General features: G+C 64.3%; 16 protein-coding genes. 3 read left to right on the top strand and 13 right to left on the bottom strand.

Translation table 11 applies throughout. The features are described from left to right. Nucleotides 1-26: 26 nt before the first annotated feature. The 13 genes from gspN to gspC all read right to left on the bottom strand — a co-directional run bounded on the left by gspN (nucleotide 27) and on the right by gspC (nucleotide 11758). The gene (gspN, locus tag KOM00_RS03135) at nucleotides 27-863 is read right to left on the bottom strand and encodes a type II secretion system protein GspN (protein WP_216497379.1); all 837 of its coding nucleotides are present in this window, start codon (nucleotides 861-863) and stop codon (nucleotides 27-29) included. Further along, on the bottom strand, nucleotides 864-1406 hold the full coding sequence (locus KOM00_RS03130; protein WP_216497378.1) for a dehydroquinate synthase/iron-containing alcohol dehydrogenase family protein: 543 nt from the start codon (nucleotides 1404-1406) through the stop codon (nucleotides 864-866). Next, nucleotides 1403-2692 (bottom strand): type II secretion system protein GspL, encoded by a 1290-nt coding sequence (gene gspL, locus KOM00_RS03125; protein WP_216497377.1) that lies wholly within the window; start codon nucleotides 2690-2692, stop codon nucleotides 1403-1405. The genes KOM00_RS03130 and gspL overlap by 4 nt, the downstream gene beginning before the upstream one ends. Beyond that, nucleotides 2692-3621 (bottom strand): type II secretion system minor pseudopilin GspK, encoded by a 930-nt coding sequence (gene gspK / locus KOM00_RS03120; protein WP_216497376.1) that lies wholly within the window; start codon nucleotides 3619-3621, stop codon nucleotides 2692-2694. The genes gspL and gspK overlap by 1 nt, the downstream gene beginning before the upstream one ends. Beyond that, the gene (locus KOM00_RS03115; RefSeq protein WP_216497375.1) at nucleotides 3618-4259 is read right to left on the bottom strand and encodes a type II secretion system protein GspJ; all 642 of its coding nucleotides are present in this window, start codon (nucleotides 4257-4259) and stop codon (nucleotides 3618-3620) included. The genes gspK and KOM00_RS03115 overlap by 4 nt, the downstream gene beginning before the upstream one ends. Continuing rightward, nucleotides 4249-4593, bottom strand: a complete 345-nt coding sequence (locus KOM00_RS03110; RefSeq protein ID WP_216497374.1) for a prepilin-type N-terminal cleavage/methylation domain-containing protein — start codon at nucleotides 4591-4593, stop codon at nucleotides 4249-4251. The genes KOM00_RS03115 and KOM00_RS03110 overlap by 11 nt, the downstream gene beginning before the upstream one ends. Beyond that, a complete protein-coding gene (locus KOM00_RS03105) occupies nucleotides 4590-5111 on the bottom strand; it encodes a prepilin-type N-terminal cleavage/methylation domain-containing protein (protein ID WP_239027591.1) in 522 nt (173 codons plus the stop codon). Before KOM00_RS03105 ends, KOM00_RS03110 begins: the two co-directional genes overlap by 4 nt. 95 nt (nucleotides 5112-5206) lie before the next feature. Continuing rightward, complete coding sequence (gspG, locus tag KOM00_RS03100) at nucleotides 5207-5650, bottom strand: type II secretion system major pseudopilin GspG (protein ID WP_275423218.1); 444 nt, start codon at nucleotides 5648-5650, stop codon at nucleotides 5207-5209. 38 nt (nucleotides 5651-5688) lie between these two features. Then, entirely contained in the window at nucleotides 5689-6891 is a 1203-nt protein-coding gene (gene gspF, locus KOM00_RS03095) for a type II secretion system inner membrane protein GspF (RefSeq protein WP_216497373.1), read from the bottom strand. Beyond that, a complete protein-coding gene (gene gspE / locus KOM00_RS03090) occupies nucleotides 6872-8434 on the bottom strand; it encodes a type II secretion system ATPase GspE (protein WP_216497372.1) in 1563 nt (520 codons plus the stop codon). Before gspE ends, gspF begins: the two co-directional genes overlap by 20 nt. A gap of 16 nt (nucleotides 8435-8450) precedes the next feature. After that, nucleotides 8451-10379, bottom strand: a complete 1929-nt coding sequence (gene gspD / locus KOM00_RS03085; RefSeq protein ID WP_216497371.1) for a type II secretion system secretin GspD — start codon at nucleotides 10377-10379, stop codon at nucleotides 8451-8453. Between the two features lie 32 nt (nucleotides 10380-10411). Next, the gene (locus KOM00_RS03080; RefSeq protein WP_216497370.1) at nucleotides 10412-10792 is read right to left on the bottom strand and encodes a four helix bundle protein; all 381 of its coding nucleotides are present in this window, start codon (nucleotides 10790-10792) and stop codon (nucleotides 10412-10414) included. A gap of 66 nt (nucleotides 10793-10858) precedes the next feature. Then, the gene (gene gspC / locus KOM00_RS03075; RefSeq protein WP_216497369.1) at nucleotides 10859-11758 is read right to left on the bottom strand and encodes a type II secretion system protein GspC; all 900 of its coding nucleotides are present in this window, start codon (nucleotides 11756-11758) and stop codon (nucleotides 10859-10861) included. A gap of 496 nt (nucleotides 11759-12254) precedes the next feature. On the opposite strand from gspC, the gene mqnB reads away from it, so the two are divergent. The 3 genes from mqnB to KOM00_RS03060 all read left to right on the top strand — a co-directional run bounded on the left by mqnB (nucleotide 12255) and on the right by KOM00_RS03060 (nucleotide 16341). After that, entirely contained in the window at nucleotides 12255-12995 is a 741-nt protein-coding gene (gene mqnB, locus KOM00_RS03070) for a futalosine hydrolase (RefSeq protein WP_216497368.1), read from the top strand. Between the two features lie 216 nt (nucleotides 12996-13211). Beyond that, the gene (locus KOM00_RS03065) at nucleotides 13212-14069 is read left to right on the top strand and encodes a 1,4-dihydroxy-6-naphthoate synthase (RefSeq protein ID WP_407931674.1); all 858 of its coding nucleotides are present in this window, start codon (nucleotides 13212-13214) and stop codon (nucleotides 14067-14069) included. Nucleotides 14070-14142: 73 nt separating this feature from the next. Further along, nucleotides 14143-16341: a PAS domain S-box protein gene (locus KOM00_RS03060; protein WP_216497366.1), complete on the top strand. Its 2199-nt coding sequence runs from the start codon at nucleotides 14143-14145 to the stop codon at nucleotides 16339-16341. Nucleotides 16342-16418 lie beyond the last annotated feature (77 nt).

The following is a 16418-nucleotide window of genomic DNA, read 5'->3' as shown; positions in this document are numbered from 1 at the left end:
TGTTGTCAAACTTCGTTCTGAAAAAGTTACAGCGATGGGTGGGCCAGGGTCCCGCCTATGGGAACCTTGAAGGCCCCCGGAGAACTCTGGTACTTGGTGAGCAGTAAAAACACGAACTTCTGGCGCTCCAGGAAGGAGGGCTTGGGCATCATCTCCATGGTCAGGTTGAGCGGCGACGCGCCGACCGGGTTTCCCAAAACGGTGTCGCCGGAGAGGCGGACGTAGATGCCGTCGCCGTTTAAGGTAAAGCTTTTTAAAACGGCGCGCCCCTTGTCGATCTTAAGGGCGCCGCGCACCTCGCGGTAGGAGGCATCGGGAAGCGGCATGGACCCGATCTTCACGCCGGCAACCTCGGCGGCGCGGACCTCCAGCTGCAGGTCGCCGCTGCCTCCCCCCTTGTTCGCCTCCATTTTGCCGTTGAGCTTCAGCTCCCCCCTCACCTTGGCTTCGGCCACGGTGCTGAAGAAGGGGATGTCCTCGAGCCGGACTCCGCGGCACTGGATGCTCCACCCCTTACTCCTGCCGAGGTCGAGTTCCCCCGCGGCCTCCCCCGCGCCGATGCTGCAGCGGTAGGCAAGGCGCGCCTTGCCGGTAAGAAGCGGCAGCAGCTCCAGCCGCACCTTCACCTGCCCCAGCTTGAGGATGGCCCCCTTCTCGGAGCCGAGCTCGACCTTGTCGGCCTTTAGCCCCAGCGGGAAGCTCTTGCCGAAGCCGGTGCACTCCAGGGTGTACCCGGCGTTTTCTGCTGCCCGGACCAGCACCCCCTTGATGGCGTGGTTGGGGGTGAAAAGCAGCGTCAGGAGCAGGAACAAAAAAAGCGTGGCGGGAACGCCGCAGGCGAGGTAAAGGGTGCGTTTCTTCATCTATTTCCCCACCGGTGCCGGCTTGATCAGGGCGATGGTGAGAGTGAGGTCGAGCCTGGAGGGGTCATCGAACCTCTGCTTGATCAGGGCCTTCTTGACCGTGACCGGTCGCGCCCCCTTTTCCAAACGGTAGATCAGGTTGACCGCCTCATTGGCGGAAAGCCCCTCCATGCGGAGTTCGGCGGCATCCTCGACGTAGCCGGGGATGTCATCCCCCTTGACCGACTTGATCTGGCTTGCGCGCCCCTTGATGCCGATCTCCTCCACGATCTTGGCCGGGGAGTCGTCCGGCTTGGTGGCCATGAGCCGGTTGGCCAGGCGCTGGGCGCCCTGGTTCGCCTCCTGGTAGCGGAGCTTCAGGCGCATCAGCTCGGCAATGTCGGCCTCGCGGGCGGTCCGCTTGTGTTCCAGCGCGGAGATCCTGCTGTTCACGGCCGAGAGGAGCACCACGATGGCGAGCACCACGGCGATGGCGACGCCGATGCGCTGCCTGGTGCGGTTGTCCAGTCCCTGCAGGAGGTTGATCATCTCTTCGCGGTTCATCGGGTCACCCCCTTCATCTTCCCGCTCAGGGTGAAGGTGACGCTGCCGTCGGGGCGGGACTTGGTCTCGCCCACCTCTGCCCCCTCGAGGATGGCGGCGGCGCGGCTCTTCAGCTCGCCGGCGGCCTGGATGCTCTTGGCGTCCCCCTTCAGGCGGACGTCGGAACCGGCAATCTCAGTTTCGTAGATGCCGAAGACGTCCTCCCCCTTGACCTGGGCCACGTCGCTCAAAAGCTTCAGCACGTTGCTCGAGGTCTTGGCACCTTCCAGGCGCTTGATCTCGGAGCGGAGTTCGGCGACCTCGTCGACCGCCTTCTTCCGGGTCGGGAACACCTCTTTGTAGATGCCGGTGATGGTGCGGTCCAGCGAGGCGAGGTCGCGTTTGACGAGGTAGTAGCGCACGCCGCTTTCGGCGAAGATGAGGAGCACGAGGGCCGCGGCCAGCATCATGCTCACCTTGAGGCGCTGGTACAGCTTCTCGGTCGCGGCGGTGTAGGCGAGCGGGCCGCGGCGCAGGTTGACGGCGGAATTGTCGGCCACGGCTGCCGCCAGCGCGTAGGCGCCGGCCAGATCGTGCGCGGCGCGCGGGTCGTCGCCGAAGGCCTCGAACAGCCCCTTGGTGGAGGGGGAGACGGTGGCTTCCTCCTGCTTCCCGGGGGTGTGCGAGATCACGCGTTCAACCCGCAGGTCGCGTGAGAGTTCCAGGGCGGCGACGGTGCGCTGCAGATCCGCTTCGCTTGCGCCGGGGGGGAGGGCCCGGAAGTAGATGGGGGCTCCGTCGCTGTAGGCGGCGACGGCCTCGCCGTCGCTCACCGCCACGGTCCCGGCGGCGGGCGCCAGCTTGTCCCAGTGGAACAGGGACGCGGTGACCACTTCCGGCTCGAGCCCGACTTCTTTCAGGATCTCGATCTTCTCGGAGAGCTCCTGGATCCTGCCCCAGACCGCCAGCACCTTGCCGCCGGACAGGGGGAGGGCGTCGAAGGCGAGCTGGTCGGTATCGAGCGCCGTTTCCCCTTTCAATTCCAGCGGGAGGAGTTCCCGCACCTTGGCGCGGTCGCTGATGGGGAGCTCCAGCTCCCTCATGAACAGCGTGGAGGGGGGGAGGGCGAGTACCACCCGGTGTTCTCCCGTCGCCAGCGAGCTTCCGCAAAGGATGCGGGAGAGTTCCCCCTCCTCACCCAGAAGCGGGTGCCGCTCGGCGGAGAGGAAGGAGGCTCCACCCTTCTTGGCCCTGAAACTGGCCAGGACCAGCTCGGTCCTTTTCAGCTGTACGATCAGCATGTCCATCAATATTCTCTCCAATAAAGGATCCTGGGCGAGGTGCCTTCCACGTCGGTCACCACGGCCTCGACAATACGTACACTCTCTCCCACCCTCCCCTCGGAACGGATCCGGTAGATGGATCCCTTGAATCCTACTTTTAAGGATAGAGCCTGGGTGAGCGTGGAGCTTCCGAAGACATCGGCCAGCGTCTTTATCACCTTGGTCTTACGGTACTCCAGGATCTGGGCCACCTGGTCCCCGGTCATGAGGCGGTCGTCAAGCGACATGAGGACCTCTTTGGGGGCCGTGTTGATGTTGATCTGTGCGGCGGTGCCGTTGGCGACCCCGTACACCGTCACCAGGCCGCGCAGCTTCGCCAGCACCTCCGGGGTGTACCCCTTGACCAGAGCGAGCTCTTCGAGGGTGTCCAGCTTGTCGCTGTGCACCAGGTGCGGGGGCTTGAGGGTGCCGTAATAGTTCTTTTCCGCGCCGTTTGGGCGAGGCGTGTCATCGGTGTCGACCCAGTCGGCCAGCGGGTCGTAAAGATCGCGCGACAGCTTCAGGTTGTCGAAAAGCCTCAGCAGCGCATCCTTTTGGAACGGGTCCGGCGTCCCGGTCTGCGAGGTCGCGGCGTTAAGGTCCAACTTGCCGCTCTCCTCCTCGATGGTGACGGTAACCGTGCCGTTGCCCGCGTCCAGGGACTGCGGCTTCGCCCACGGCTCCAGCAGAGAGCTGTACTGCTCCCCAAGCCGCAGCGTGCTGCAGACCTGCAGCAGCTTCATCCCTCCGGCGACGCCCGACTCGGCCAGGATGCCTGCCTGCTGGGACGCGACGAAGTTGTGGCTGTGCGAGGTGTCGACGTAGACCTCGTTGACGAACTCGGCCAGAAGCGCCACGAGGAGCGTGGTCACGATGAGCGCTATGACGAGGGCGAATCCCCTTTCCCCCCTCATGGCGTCTTCCTCAGGGTGGCGATGGTGCTGAAGACCTCGCCTCCCTTGGCCGTTATCGTGACTCTTACCTTGTTGGGCAGCTTGTTGTTGAGCGCCGTGTCCCAGGTTTTGACCCACTTGCCGCCATCCCAGCACTCGACCAGGAACCCCTCCATCCGGTCCATGACGGGGTAGGGGACCGACGCCACGCTGGCATCGAGATAAAGGTCGCGGGCCTCGCGCACCAGGGTGAGGATCTGGTCCTCCTCCTTTTCCCGCACCGAGTAACGCACCACCATGAGGTCGGACGCCGGCGACGGGTCGATGCGGGGCGGGGTGAGCGCGGTGAACTGGAGCAGCGAGGCTGGCTTGCCGAAGCTGTCCCGGTCCTCGACCACGAAATGGAACCGCTGCGTCGTTGCCGCGGGTGTCGTCGTACCGGTGGTTGATGAGGCCATCCTGAAAAAGGCCGAGGTCAGCTCATCGTGCAGCTTGCCGAGCGTCGCGGAGAGCTCCCGGCGCTCCTCCATCCGGGTCCCCCCCTTTTCGCGCGCCGCCACTACCGAGAAGTAGGTGCCGTACAGGGCGCCGGCGAGGATCACCAGAAGCGCCAGGGCGATCAGGAGCTCGATGAGGGTGAAGCCCTTGTTATTGCGCATTTTGCGGTGCGTATTGCACAAGCGACAGCCTTTTTGTGTCGTTGGCCCAGATGACGGTCAATCGGATCATGTTCAGGCCCGGGATCTCTGTCTTGGTTATTTCGCGCTCCCACTTGTGGTCGGGATGATCGGGGGCGAAGGTCCCCTTGGTGTCGCTCTTCTTGGCGAACTCGGGATCTTCCAGCTTGGCGCGCCCCAGCAGCACGGCCGTGGTCTCCTCGGTATCGGCCGAGATCGTGGCCAGGTGGTGGTTCACCGAGGAGATCACGGTGAGGAGCACACCGGCCGTGATGGCGAGCGCTATCATCACCTCGAGCAGCGTGAAACCTCTCACGAGCTCACCTCCTGGTAGCCGTCCTGCACGGTCACCTTGCCGCCGGAAGGGTTCGCGGTGACCGTGTAATGCTTCTCCCCCGCCTTCAGGTGGATGGTCACCCCGTCCGCCACCCCGCCGGGGCCGAAGGGGATGATCACCTCACCCTCCGTCACGACCCCCTGGGTGGGCAGGTTCACATCCTCGATGTCGATCCCTTCCTCGATGAGCCGCCTCCCCATGAACTGGTCCCCCGGCTGCAGCTCTTCGCCGGAGGGGGATAGCTCGGTGATGCGGGTGGTGTTCTCCCCCAGTTGCAGGTGCAGGCGGTAGACCTTCTTGGTGACGATGGCCTGGTCGTTGAGGAACCTGAGGCCGCTGGCCAGGTTGCGCGCCGAGCTCTTCAGGCGGGTCGCTTCGGGCTCGGGGAGCCGCGGCAGCACGATCCCCGCCGCCAGCGCGATGATGAAGATCACCACCATCAGCTCAAGCAGGGTGAAGCCGGCGTGGTCGCGCTCTTGGTTTTTGCCTTTACTCACAGGTCCCAAACGGGTCTTTCCTCTTGTGCACCATGAGGCGGGGCGAATGATTATTCGCCCCTACAGTCCGGGCGGTGTGTCCACTCCCCTGCACGCTACTTCATGCTCCAGCTTTCGATGTCGGCGTTCTTCCCTTCGCCGCCGCGGGCGCCGTCCGCGCCGTAGGAGGAGAGGTCGTAATCGCCGTGCTCGCCCGGGGAGAGGTAGAGGTAGTCGTTGCCCCAGGGATCCTTGGGGACGTTCTTGTTCTCCAGGTACCCCTCCGCCTTGTAGTTGTTCGGGATCTTGCCGGTGGTCGGCTTTGTGACCAGCGCCTGCAGCCCCTGCTCGGTGGTCGGGAAGTTGCCGTTGTCCAGCTTGTAGAGCTTCAGCGCGGTCTCGATGTTCCTGATCTGCACCTTGGCGTCGGCTACCTTGGCGTCGTCGCTGCGGCCGATGATCTTCGGCCCGACCAGGACGGCCAGAAGGCTCAGGATGACGATGACCACCATAAGTTCGATCAGGGTGAAACCGCGGCTGTCTTTCATTGTCTTCAGCATGGATAGACCTCGCAAAGTATGGAATGGTGTCATTTCAGTTATTTGACCAACTGGTTCAGTTGCATGATGGGGAGCAGCACGGCGATGACCATGAAGCCGATGGTGAGCCCCATGCCCAGGATCAGCATCGGCTCGAGCAGCGCCATGGAGCGGGTCACCTGCGCGTTGAACTCCTTCTGGAAGGCGTCGCCCGCCTTGATCAGCATGGCGTCCAGCTCGCCGCTCTTCTCCCCCACGGCGGTCATGTGGGTCAGAAGCGGCGGGAAGAGGGGGCTCGCCTTCAGCGTCGCGGAGAGGCTTCCCCCCTGGATCAGCGTCTCGCGCGCCTGGGCGAGGAAGGACTTGTACTCCCGGTTCACCACGGCCTCGCCGGTGATCTCCATCGCCTTGATGATGGGGACCCCGCTCTGCAGCAATAGGCCGAGCACCTTGGCAAAACGGGACAGCACCAGGCGCCGCCAGAGCTGGCCGGCCATGGGGAGCTTGAGGAGGAACCGGTCGCGCCTTTGCAGGAATTCCTCGTTCGCCTTCGCCCGCTTCCAGGCCGCGACGGCGCCCAAGGCGAGCGCGCCCATGATCCACCATCCCTTTCTGACCAGGGTGCTGGCCTTGATCAGAAGGACGGTGACCAGGGGGAGGGTCGCCTTGTTGCTCTCGAAGACGGCGGAGATCTTGGGGACCACGAAGCCAAGGAGCACCATCATGACGCCGATACCGACCACCACCATGATGGCGGGGTAGATGAGGGCGGTGATGACCCGGCTTCTCACCTCGGCCTGGTCCTCCTGGAACTCGGCCAGGCGCTCCAGCACCACCTCGAGCGCGCCGCTTGCCTCGCCTGCGGCGACCATGCCGATGTAGCTCTCGGAGAAGACCTGCGGCTCGGCGGCGAGCGACTGTGCGAGCCCCTGCCCCTCGGCGAGCCGGTCCCGCACCCGCCCGAGCACCCGTTTCAGCTCGCCCGGCGCCTCCTGCTCCCACAGGGTCGCGACGGCCTCGTAGACCGGTACGGCGCTCCCGAGGAGGGTGGCGAGCCTTCTCGTGGCGAGGGAGAGGTCGGGGACGCTGACGCCGGAGTTGAACGACCAGCGGGAGCCGGCCTCGGCGGCGGGGGCGATCTCCTTGGCGAAGAGCCCCTTCTGCTTCAACTGGAGCCGCGCCTCGCTCTCGCTGGCGGCGTCCACCGTCCCGGCGACCTCGGCCCCCTTCTGGTTGAATGCGCTATAGCGAAAGGTCGGCATAGTCGTCCTGGGTCACCCGCAGGACCTCCTCGATGGTGGTGATCCCCTGGGCCGCCTTCATGAGGCCGTCCTCGCGCAGGGTGCGCATCCCCTTGGAGACGGCGTACTCCTTGATGGCGCCGGAGGATGACTGGCGGATGATCATGGAGCAGAGCTCCGCGTCGATGGGAAGGAGTTCGTAGATGCCGACCCGGCCGATGGTCCCGAGGTTGAAGCATTTGTCGCAGCCGCGGCCGCGGTAGAGAACCGGCGGGAGCTCGACCCCCGGGTAGCTTCGGTCCGGCGTGTAGGATTCCTTGCAGTGCGGGCAGATGACGCGCACCAGCCGCTGCGCCAGCACCGCCGAGAGCGAGGAGGCCACCATGAACGGCTCGATCCCCATGTCGATGAGACGGGTGACCGCGGTGGCGGCGTCGTTGGTGTGCAGGGTGGAGAGCACGAGGTGGCCGGTGAGCGAGGCCTGCATGGCGATCTCGGCGGTCTCGGCGTCGCGGATCTCGCCGATCATGACGATGTCCGGGTCCTGCCTCAGGATGGAGCGCAGCCCGTTGGCGAAGGTCAGGTCGATCTTCGGGTTGACCTGGATCTGGCCCACCCCCTTCAACTGGTACTCGATCGGGTCCTCGACGGTGATGATGTTCTTCTCCGGCGAGTTGATCTGGGAGAGCGCCGCGTAGAGCGTGGTGGTCTTGCCGCTGCCGGTGGGGCCGGTGACCAGGATGATGCCGCTGGTGCGGGACAAAAGCCGCTCCATGAGGAGGTCGTTCTTGTCGGAGAGCCCGATCTCCTTGAGCGAGAGCACGCCGCGCTGTTTGTCCAGAAGCCTCAGGACCACGCGCTCGCCGAAGAAGGTCGGGATCAGCGAGACGCGGATGTCCACGTCGCGGCCGGCGACCTTCACGCGGATGCGGCCGTCCTGCGGCAGCCTCTTCTCGGCGATGTTCAGGCCCGACATGATCTTCACGCGGGAGGTGAGCGCCTCCTGGATCACCTTCGGGGGGGAGAGCATCTTGTAGAGCAGGCCGTCGATCCTGAAGCGGACCTCGAGCTCGCGCTCGAAGGGCTCGATGTGGATGTCGCTCGCGCGCTCCTTCACCGCCTGGAACAGGATGGAGTTCAAAAGCCGGATCACCGGCGCCTCGTCGGTCAGCTCCATCAGGTCGCGCGGCTCGTTGAACGAGGTGGCCAGGGTGGAGAGTTCCTCCCCCTCGAGCTCCTCGACCACCTCCTGCGCCGAGCCGGAGAGCCGGGAGTAGAGGCGGTTCACCGCGTCGAGCAGGACCGGCTGGGGCACCACCACGGTGGAGACCGGGAGCTGGAACAGCCCCGCCATCTCGTCGATGGCGAGGAGGTTGGCGGGGTCTGCGCTCGCCGCGATCACGGTCCCCTGTTCCTCGCGCAGCGGGAGCAGGAGGTTGTTGCGGGCGAAGTTGAGCGGCACCCGGGTCACCAGCGCGCCGTCCACCTTGGAGTCGTCGATCTCGGCCTGGAAGGGGAGGCCGAGACGTTCCGCTATGCTTTCTAGATCAAGCGTTTCTGCCATGGGAGTCTGTCCGCCGTTACTGGTTGCGAATTTCGGGCTTGTCCGCGGTCACGGACTTCGGTTTTTCCTCGAGAGCGCGCTCCAGGTTGAAGGGGGCGTCGTTCTTCACGGCGTCGGAGAAGTTGTTCCTCTGGGTCACCGAGACCTCGGCCAGGTCGCGCGCGTCCTTGATGATGCGCGGGGTGAGCATGATCAGGAGGTTGGTCTTGTCACGCTTTGTTGTTTTGGTCTTGAAGAGCCACCCAAGGCCCGGGATGTCGCCCAGGAGCGGGATCTTGCTCTCGGTCACCTGGTCGGTGTCCTGGATCAGGCCGCCGATCAGCACGGTGTCGGTGTTCTTCACCACCACCGAGGTCTTGGCGGAGCGCTTGGTGCTCCCGAGGCTCGGGCTGGTCGCGGTGCCGAAGTCCTTCACCGCCGAGATCTCCTGGTAGATGTCGAGCTTGATGTACTCCCCCTCGCTGATCTGGGGCTTGATCTTCAGGATGATACCGGTGTCCTTCCGCTCGATGGACTGCTGGGAGAGCCCGGTCGAGGTGAGGTTGGTCCCCGAGACGAAGGGGACGTTCTCGCCCACGAAGATCTCGGCTTCCTTGTTGTCGCTGGTCATGATGTTGGGGGTGGAGAGGACGTTCAGGGCGCCGTTGGTCTGCAGCGCCTGCAGCACCACCGGGACGTTGATCTTGCCCAGGGTCACGTCCATGCCAAGTGTTTTCGCCGCCGCGGCCGTGGTGGAGAGGCCGGCCACGGTGCCGAACGGGTCGAAGGTGCCGATGGTGGCCACGGTGCCGTTGGAGGCGGCGCCGATGACGCCGATCTGCACCCCGAGGTCCTTGGCCCGGTTCACCGATACCTCGGCGATCATCGCCTGCACGAAGACCTGGCGGCTCCTTCTGTCGAGCTTCTGGATCACCTGCAGGAGGTTCTGGTAGTCGGTCGGGGAGGCCATGACCACCAGGGAGTTGGTGGCCTTGTCCGGGGTGATGGTGATCTTGCCCCCTTCGAATACCGCCTGCTGCGGTGCCGCAGCGGTGCCGGCGGCAGCGGGAGCCGCGCTGGATGTTCCCTTCACAAGCCCTTCCAGCACCTTGGCGACCTCGGTCGCCTCTGCGTTTTCCAGGTAGTAGACGTTCACCTTGCTGCTGGTGGTGGGGGGGACCACGTCGACCAGCGCGATCAGCTTCTTGATGTCGGCCTTGTCCTTGTCGGAGCCGAAGATGATCAGGGCGTTCAGCCTTGCGTCGGCGACCACGGGTACGGAGCCGGTCGAGGCCCCCGGCGCGGTGCCCGCCTTGCCGCTTTGCTTGCCGGAGAGCCAGTCCTTGACCATGGTGGCCACGCTGTCGGCCGCCGCGTTCTTCAAAAAGACAAGCTCGGCACCTTCGCGGACCTGGTCGGTATCGATATGCTTGAGGATCCCGAGGATCTTCTGGATGTTGTAGGCGGAGTCCACCACGAGGATCAGGTTGGCGGCGCCGAAGGCCGAGATCTGCCCGTCCTTGGAGACCAGCGGCTGCAGGAAGGTGACCGCGTCCTGGGGGGGGACGTGCTCGAGCTGGATCACCCGGGCCTGGTAGCTGTCGTTCACCACACCCTTGTCCCCTTCGCTAAGGACCCTCATCCCGGCCTGCTTCGCGGCCGCGGTCGGTACGATCTTCATCACCTTGCCCGCCGGCACCACGGTGAACCCTTTGAGCTCCAGCACCGAGGTGAAGACGTTGTAGGCCTCCTCGTTGGAGAGCTTGGCCGGGGAGAACACGGAGATCTTCCCCTTGACCCGGTCGTCCATGATGAAGTTCTTGCCGGTGAGGTCGCTGACGAATTTCACCATGGTGGCGATGTCCACGTCGGTGAAGTTCAGCACCACCCCTTTGGCGAGGACGAGATTCGGGGCAGCCAGCAGGAACATGAGCATGGCAGTGATGCGCGCAACTCTTCTTTTCAAGGAAACCCCCTAGAGGCAGACTAAGATAAAGATTAAGATTTAGTTAAACCCGACTGCAGTTCTTTCAGAGTTACCACTATCTTGTTGATCTCCAGGTACAGCTTATTCAGAGCTCCGTCGAGAGAATCGGCGTCCTCCGGGGTGAGGTACCCCACCCTCCTCGAGTACTCGATGTGGTTTTGCGTCTCCGTAAGCGAACCCCGGGCGTGATAGTAGAAGTTGATCTTGTCGAGCAGGTGCTTTCTTCCAAAAGCCTCAGCAATGTTTGCTGATATGCTGAGGGCGGATCTGCGAATCTGTGAAGTCAGGCCGTAATCCTCCTTGCGGGGGAGATGTTCCGTTGCCTTGTGCACCCGCTCAGCCACGTCCATAGCGTCCTGCCAAACCGGCATGTCTTTGAAACTATGGTACATGGAGCCCTCATGCGTTGGACTATTGCCTCTGCTTAGTCTTAATCTCTGTCTTAATCTGCTCCTGCTTTATTGGATGTCGTAAGTAAACGTAGTGGGCTTGCCGTCGCGGATCAGGTCGAGCTTGATCCTGCTCTGCCCCTTGAGCGAGGCGAAGGACTGGATCGCCTTCTCCGGCGAGTCGATCGGGAAGTCGTTCATCCTCAGGAGGACGTCACCGTTTCTGATGCCGACGGTGCCGAAGATCCCCTGCGGCTTCACCTCCGAGGCGCGGAACCCCTCGACCTTGCCGTCCTTCATGCTGGGGAGCAGGCGCGCGTCGGTCATGGCCTGCCCGATGTTGTCCAGGGCGGCGTTGAGCGCGCGCTGGTCGATGACGTAGTTCCCTCCGCCGGAGGGGGCGGCCAGGCCGGAACCTCCGGCGACGCCGGCCGGTGCTGCCGCGGGGGCGGCCGCAGCCTCTGCCGCGGCGGCCATCGGGGTGAGTATCTTCACCCTTTTGCCGCCGATCAGGATCTCGGCCACGTCCTTCTTCACCGAGACCAGCGGCCCCGAGGAGAATACCGTGTCCCCCAGCCGGAAGACCCGTTCCTCGTGGCTCGAGGTCTTCTGCACCAGCGCGAAGGTCTCGCGGAAGGAGCCGACCGCCGTCCCCAGAAGGATCAGGTCGCCGACGGATGCGGCGGGACGCGCCGCCGCAGCCGGGCCTGCGGCCGCCTGCTGCTGCAGCGGGGTGAGTTTTCCCTGGGTCGCCTTGCCGAACAGCCCCCGCTCCAGGATCGGCGCGAAGCTGAGCAGGTCCTGGCTTGCGGCCGGTCCTGCGGCAGCCTGCGCCGCGACCTGCTTCTGGGCGTTCCTGGGATACAGGGCGGCGATCTTGACGCTCAATAAATCCGCTGCGATGAGCGCCGCGACTGCGGTGATCGCCAGGCCGAGGGTTATGTTCAGGGGGAGAATCCAGCGCGGCATGAAAGACCCTTCTTTGCGAGTAGTTGGAACTGAGCGAATATATTAGATGCCCTTGACTTATGCAACAAAAAAGGGGGTGCGGGGACCCCGGTCTCGGCATCCCGGCGGCTCCCTTTTCCCCCTCACCATGCCTTGGCATTACCCGAGGCCGGGACCACCGTTGTCAACGGCTCACGAGAGGGGAGAGCGGATAAATGAGAGCCGGCGGTACCCGTACCTTAATCAAGCGCCACTGTATCAGCAAAAGCTGTGCCGCCGCATCTGGCGCGAGGATGCGGGAACAATTGTAACAGATGGAGCATGATTTGCCGCACTTTTTCCAATGAAGACGCCGGGCGAGGGACGCGGGTGGCGGTTGCCGCGTCGGAGAGAGGGGGGGCGGAAGCAGCGTTTTATTGACGTGTGACGGTTATTTGACTCCCCGGCGCCGCTAGGCGTTGAAGTCGGCTTCCCTGCTGTGCTACACTCGCGCACCAAAAACTTTGCAGGAGAGCGCATGAGCCGCATCATCGTCACCGCATCGACCCGGATGGAACTCTCAGAGCTGCTGATCGCCACCTCGGCAGCCGCGCTGCCAGGGGGGGGGCACCTCCCCGTTCACCGCGCCGAGAAGGGGGGGGCGGAGCTCCTCTTCGCCCAGACCGGGATAGGGAAGGTCAACGCGGCGGCGGCCGCCACCCTCCTGTGCGAGCGTTACGCCCCGGATCTCATCATTAATACCGGCTGCGGCGGCGCTTTCGCCGGATCAGGCCTGGCTGTGGGCGATCTGGCCGTCGCCGACAGCGAGTGCCTCGCCGATGAAGGGGTGCAGACCCCCTCCGGATGGCGCGGGCTCGACCTGATCGGCCTACCCGTGTACGAGGGGAGGGGCGAGCGGCTTTTCAACCGGATCCCGCTGGACCAGGAGGTGGCGCGTCGCGCCCTGGATCGCGCCGCAGCCGGCGGCTTCAAGGCCGTCATGGGCCCTTTCCTCACCGTTTCCACCTGCTCCGGCACCGCCCGGCGGGGGGAGGAGCTGCTGAGGCGCTTCCCGGGAGTCTGCGAGAACATGGAGGGTGCCGCCGTGGCCCAGGTGGCTTTCATGTACGGCGTTCCCTGTCTCGAGGTCCGCGGCATCAGCAACATGGTGGAGGACCGGGACCTCTCGCGCTGGGATCTGAAGCGTGCGGTGGGAGAGGTCCAGCGGTTTCTCGCCGTTTACCTCGAGCAGGCGGCCGTCCTGCCCGGCATCCACTGAACGGGGCTTCGGCTCTCCCCCGCCTGATCGAGTCTAAGGGATCTTCCCTTCAGAACTTCTAATTGTACTATGACCATTTCGTTAAGCTTTTCTTGCGCGGAAGCCAGCCTGATAGTATATTGGTGAGTCTTAAAACTTGCGGAGCGTGTCGCATATTGCCGGCAGTCGCTTGCAGTAACTGTAAATCGGGAGCTAGAGCAACACATGGATGCAGCAGTGTCACATAATCAGGATCAGGAGTCAGCTCCGGTACTTTCCCTGGGCTTTTCACCTTGTCCCAACGATACCTTTATCTTTGACGCCCTGATCCACGGGCGCGTCGACTGCGGCTTCCGGTTCCGGGAGCAGCTGGAGGACGTGGAGACCCTGAACCGGATGGCGCTGGCTTCGGTGCTGGACGTGTCCAAGGTCTCCTACCACCTCCTGGGGCACATCCTGAAGGATTACCTCCTCCTGAGAAGCGGCGGCGCCCTCGGGCGCGGCTGCGGGCCGCTGGTCGTGGCACGCGACGACCTCGACCCCGGCACCCTCACCGGCAAGCGGGTCGCCCTTCCCGGACGCTACACGACCGCGGCGCTGCTGCTGCGGCTTTTCAATCCCTCCCTGACCGACTTCGTCTACCTTCCCTTTCACGAGATCATGGCTGCGGTGGCGGACGGCTCGGTGGCGGCCGGCGTGATCATCCACGAATCCCGTTTCACCTACCAGGGGTACGGCCTCAAGAAGGTGGTCGACCTCGGGGAATGGTGGGAACAGGAGACAGGGCACCCGATCCCGCTGGGGGGGATCGCGGCCAAGCGCTCCCTGGGGCGGGAGGCGCTGCTCAGGCTCGAACAGGGGATAGCCCGGAGCGTCGATTACGCCTTCCGGCACCCCGGCGAGGCCCGCCCCTACATCCGCGCGCACTCGCAGGAGATGAGCGACGAGGTATGCGACGCCCACATCGGGCTCTACGTGAACGATTTCTCCCGCGGGCTGGGGAGCGAGGGGGAGGCGGCGGTGCGCCTGCTGCTGGGGCGCGCGGCGGAGGCGGGGATCATCCCCCCCTGGCAGGAGCCGCTGCTCATTTCCTGAACAGGAAAACTAAAGTTATGCCGTTTCCCGCCGAAAGGTGCAGGAGCTGTCTTAGCATCGTGGAGGATCTTGGATGACCAAGCCGTTCAACTGGAAGCGGCACATAGCGGTGGGGGGAGTCTTCATCGCCATATTCTGGCTGGGGGATGCGCTGCTTGACGCTACCATCATGGGGCGCGACCCCTTTCTGCACCAGCTCCACTCGCCCAAAGCCTACGAGATCTGGATGCGCACCTTCTACGCCTGCCTGCTCGGCGCCTTCTTCGCCTCCCTTTCCGTGGTGTGCGAGCGTGGCCGCAGGGTGGAGACGGCGCTGCGCCATTCCGACGACCTTTCCCATATCTTCCTGGAGTCCTCCCGCGACGCCATCTGCGTCGTCAAGACGGCCGACTACACCATCGTCAACTGCAACGGCGTCTTTCTCGCCAATTACGCCCTGACCGAAGAGGCGGCGCAAGGGTACTCCTTCGCCGAACTGGTGGCCCGGCATGGGCTTGCCGACCAGATCATGAGCCTCATCTCAGACTGCTCCTGCAGCGGATCCCCGATGAACAGCGAGATCTGCTACCGCGCCGAAGACGGCAGGAACCGCTACGAGGACATCTCGGTGCACCCCATCGGGGGGCTGGAACAGGGGGTCCGCTCGGTGCTCTTCGTCGCGCGCGACATCACGGTTCGCCGTATCTCGCAGGAGCGGCTGGAGGAGTCCGAGGCGAGGTACCGTGCCATCTTCGAGGACACCGGGACCGCCATGGCCATCATCCTCCCCGACGGCACCCTGCAGATGGTGAACCGCGGTTTCGAGGCGGTGACCGGTCTTTCGCGCGAGGAACTCGAGGGGAGGAGGCTTTGGACCGAGTTCATCGGCCGCTGCGACAGCGACGGGGTTTCCGCCCCGGACGAGAGCGCCCTCCCCGGGACCCCGCGTCGCAGCTTCGAGGTGCAGCTCGTGGGCAAGGAGGGAACCAGGACCATGGCCGGCAACTGGGCCGCCATCGAGGGGACGGACCAGTCGGTGCTTTCCCTGGTCGACATCAGTGCCCACAAGGAGGTCGAGGAGGCGCTCAGGGAAAGCCGGGCCACCCTCGCCTTGGCGCAGCGTATCGCGCGCCTTGGCAACTGGGACTGGGATCTCGGCAGCGACACGCTCGAGTGGTCCGACGAGATGTACCGCATCTACGACCTCGACCCCGCCTCCTTCGTGCCGACCCACGAGCTGGTGCTGCAGGCGGTGCATCCCGAGGACCGGGAGCAGGTGATCCGCTCGGTGAACGACGCCATTTACAACCGCAGGGCCTACCATCTGGACTACCGAATCGTGCTCCCCAACGGCTCGCTGCGCACCCTCTCCGCTCGGGCGGAGGTGACCTACGACGCCCAGGGGAGGCCGCTGCACATGCTGGGGACCGCCCAGGACATCACCTGGCGCATCGAGGCCGAGCAGGCACTGCGCAATTCCGAGGAGAAATTCTCCAAGGCCTTCCACGCCTCACCGGACTCCATCGTCATCACCCGCGCCGAGGACGGCACCTACATCGACGTTAACGAGGCGTTCCAGGAGATCACCGGGTACAGCAGGGAGGAGGTCATCGGCAGGACTTCCACCGAGCTCCTGCTCTGGGCGGACCAGGATGCCCGCATGGTGATGCTCAAACTGTTGAACGAGCACGGACACGTGCGCAACCTGGATGTGCGTTTCCGGGTGAAGTCGGGCGAGATCCGCGAGCTCCTGTGGTCCGCGGACGTGATCGAGTACCAGGGGGAGGCCTGCCTGATCGCCATCTCCCGCGACGTCACCGATCAGCGCCAGATGGAGCGCGAACTGCTGGAGAGCGACGCACGCCTCTACATGAAGCACGAGGAGTTGAAGAACGTCTTCCACCAGATGGAAGGTATCCGGCGCGAATGGGAAGAGATCATGGACTGCATCTCCGACCTGTTCATCCTGGCTGACCAGTTCGGCAAAATCCGGCGTTTCAACCGCGCCGTGGAAACCTTCACCGGCATGGCGCACCGGGATATCGTCGGCAGGGACTGCCTTGCCTTCCTCGAGGAGCAAGGTCTCAAGGAGCACCTGGAGTCCCCGGGGATCGAACTGCTGCACAAACCCAGCGGCAAGTGGTTCGTGGTCAAGCGGCACGCCTTCCCCCCCGAGGTCGACGGCTCCGCGCGCGAGGTGGTGATCATTAACGACACGACCAACATCGGCCGTCGGCAGCGGGGGGCGCAGCCCCACGACGACGCCTCGGCCCAGGCGCCGAACGCGGGCTAAGAAAACGGCGGCAGATTAGGTGGTTACCCGGGGGCGGGTTCGTTGGAACTTGACTTCGGGGTTAGAGCATGTTATAC

This window comes from Geomonas diazotrophica (assembly GCF_018919385.1).
In the GTDB taxonomy this organism is placed as follows: domain Bacteria; phylum Desulfobacterota; class Desulfuromonadia; order Geobacterales; family Geobacteraceae; genus Geomonas; species Geomonas diazotrophica.
The sequence above is the reverse complement of the archived record's forward strand: the minus strand, read 5'-3'. Positions and strand labels throughout refer to the sequence as shown.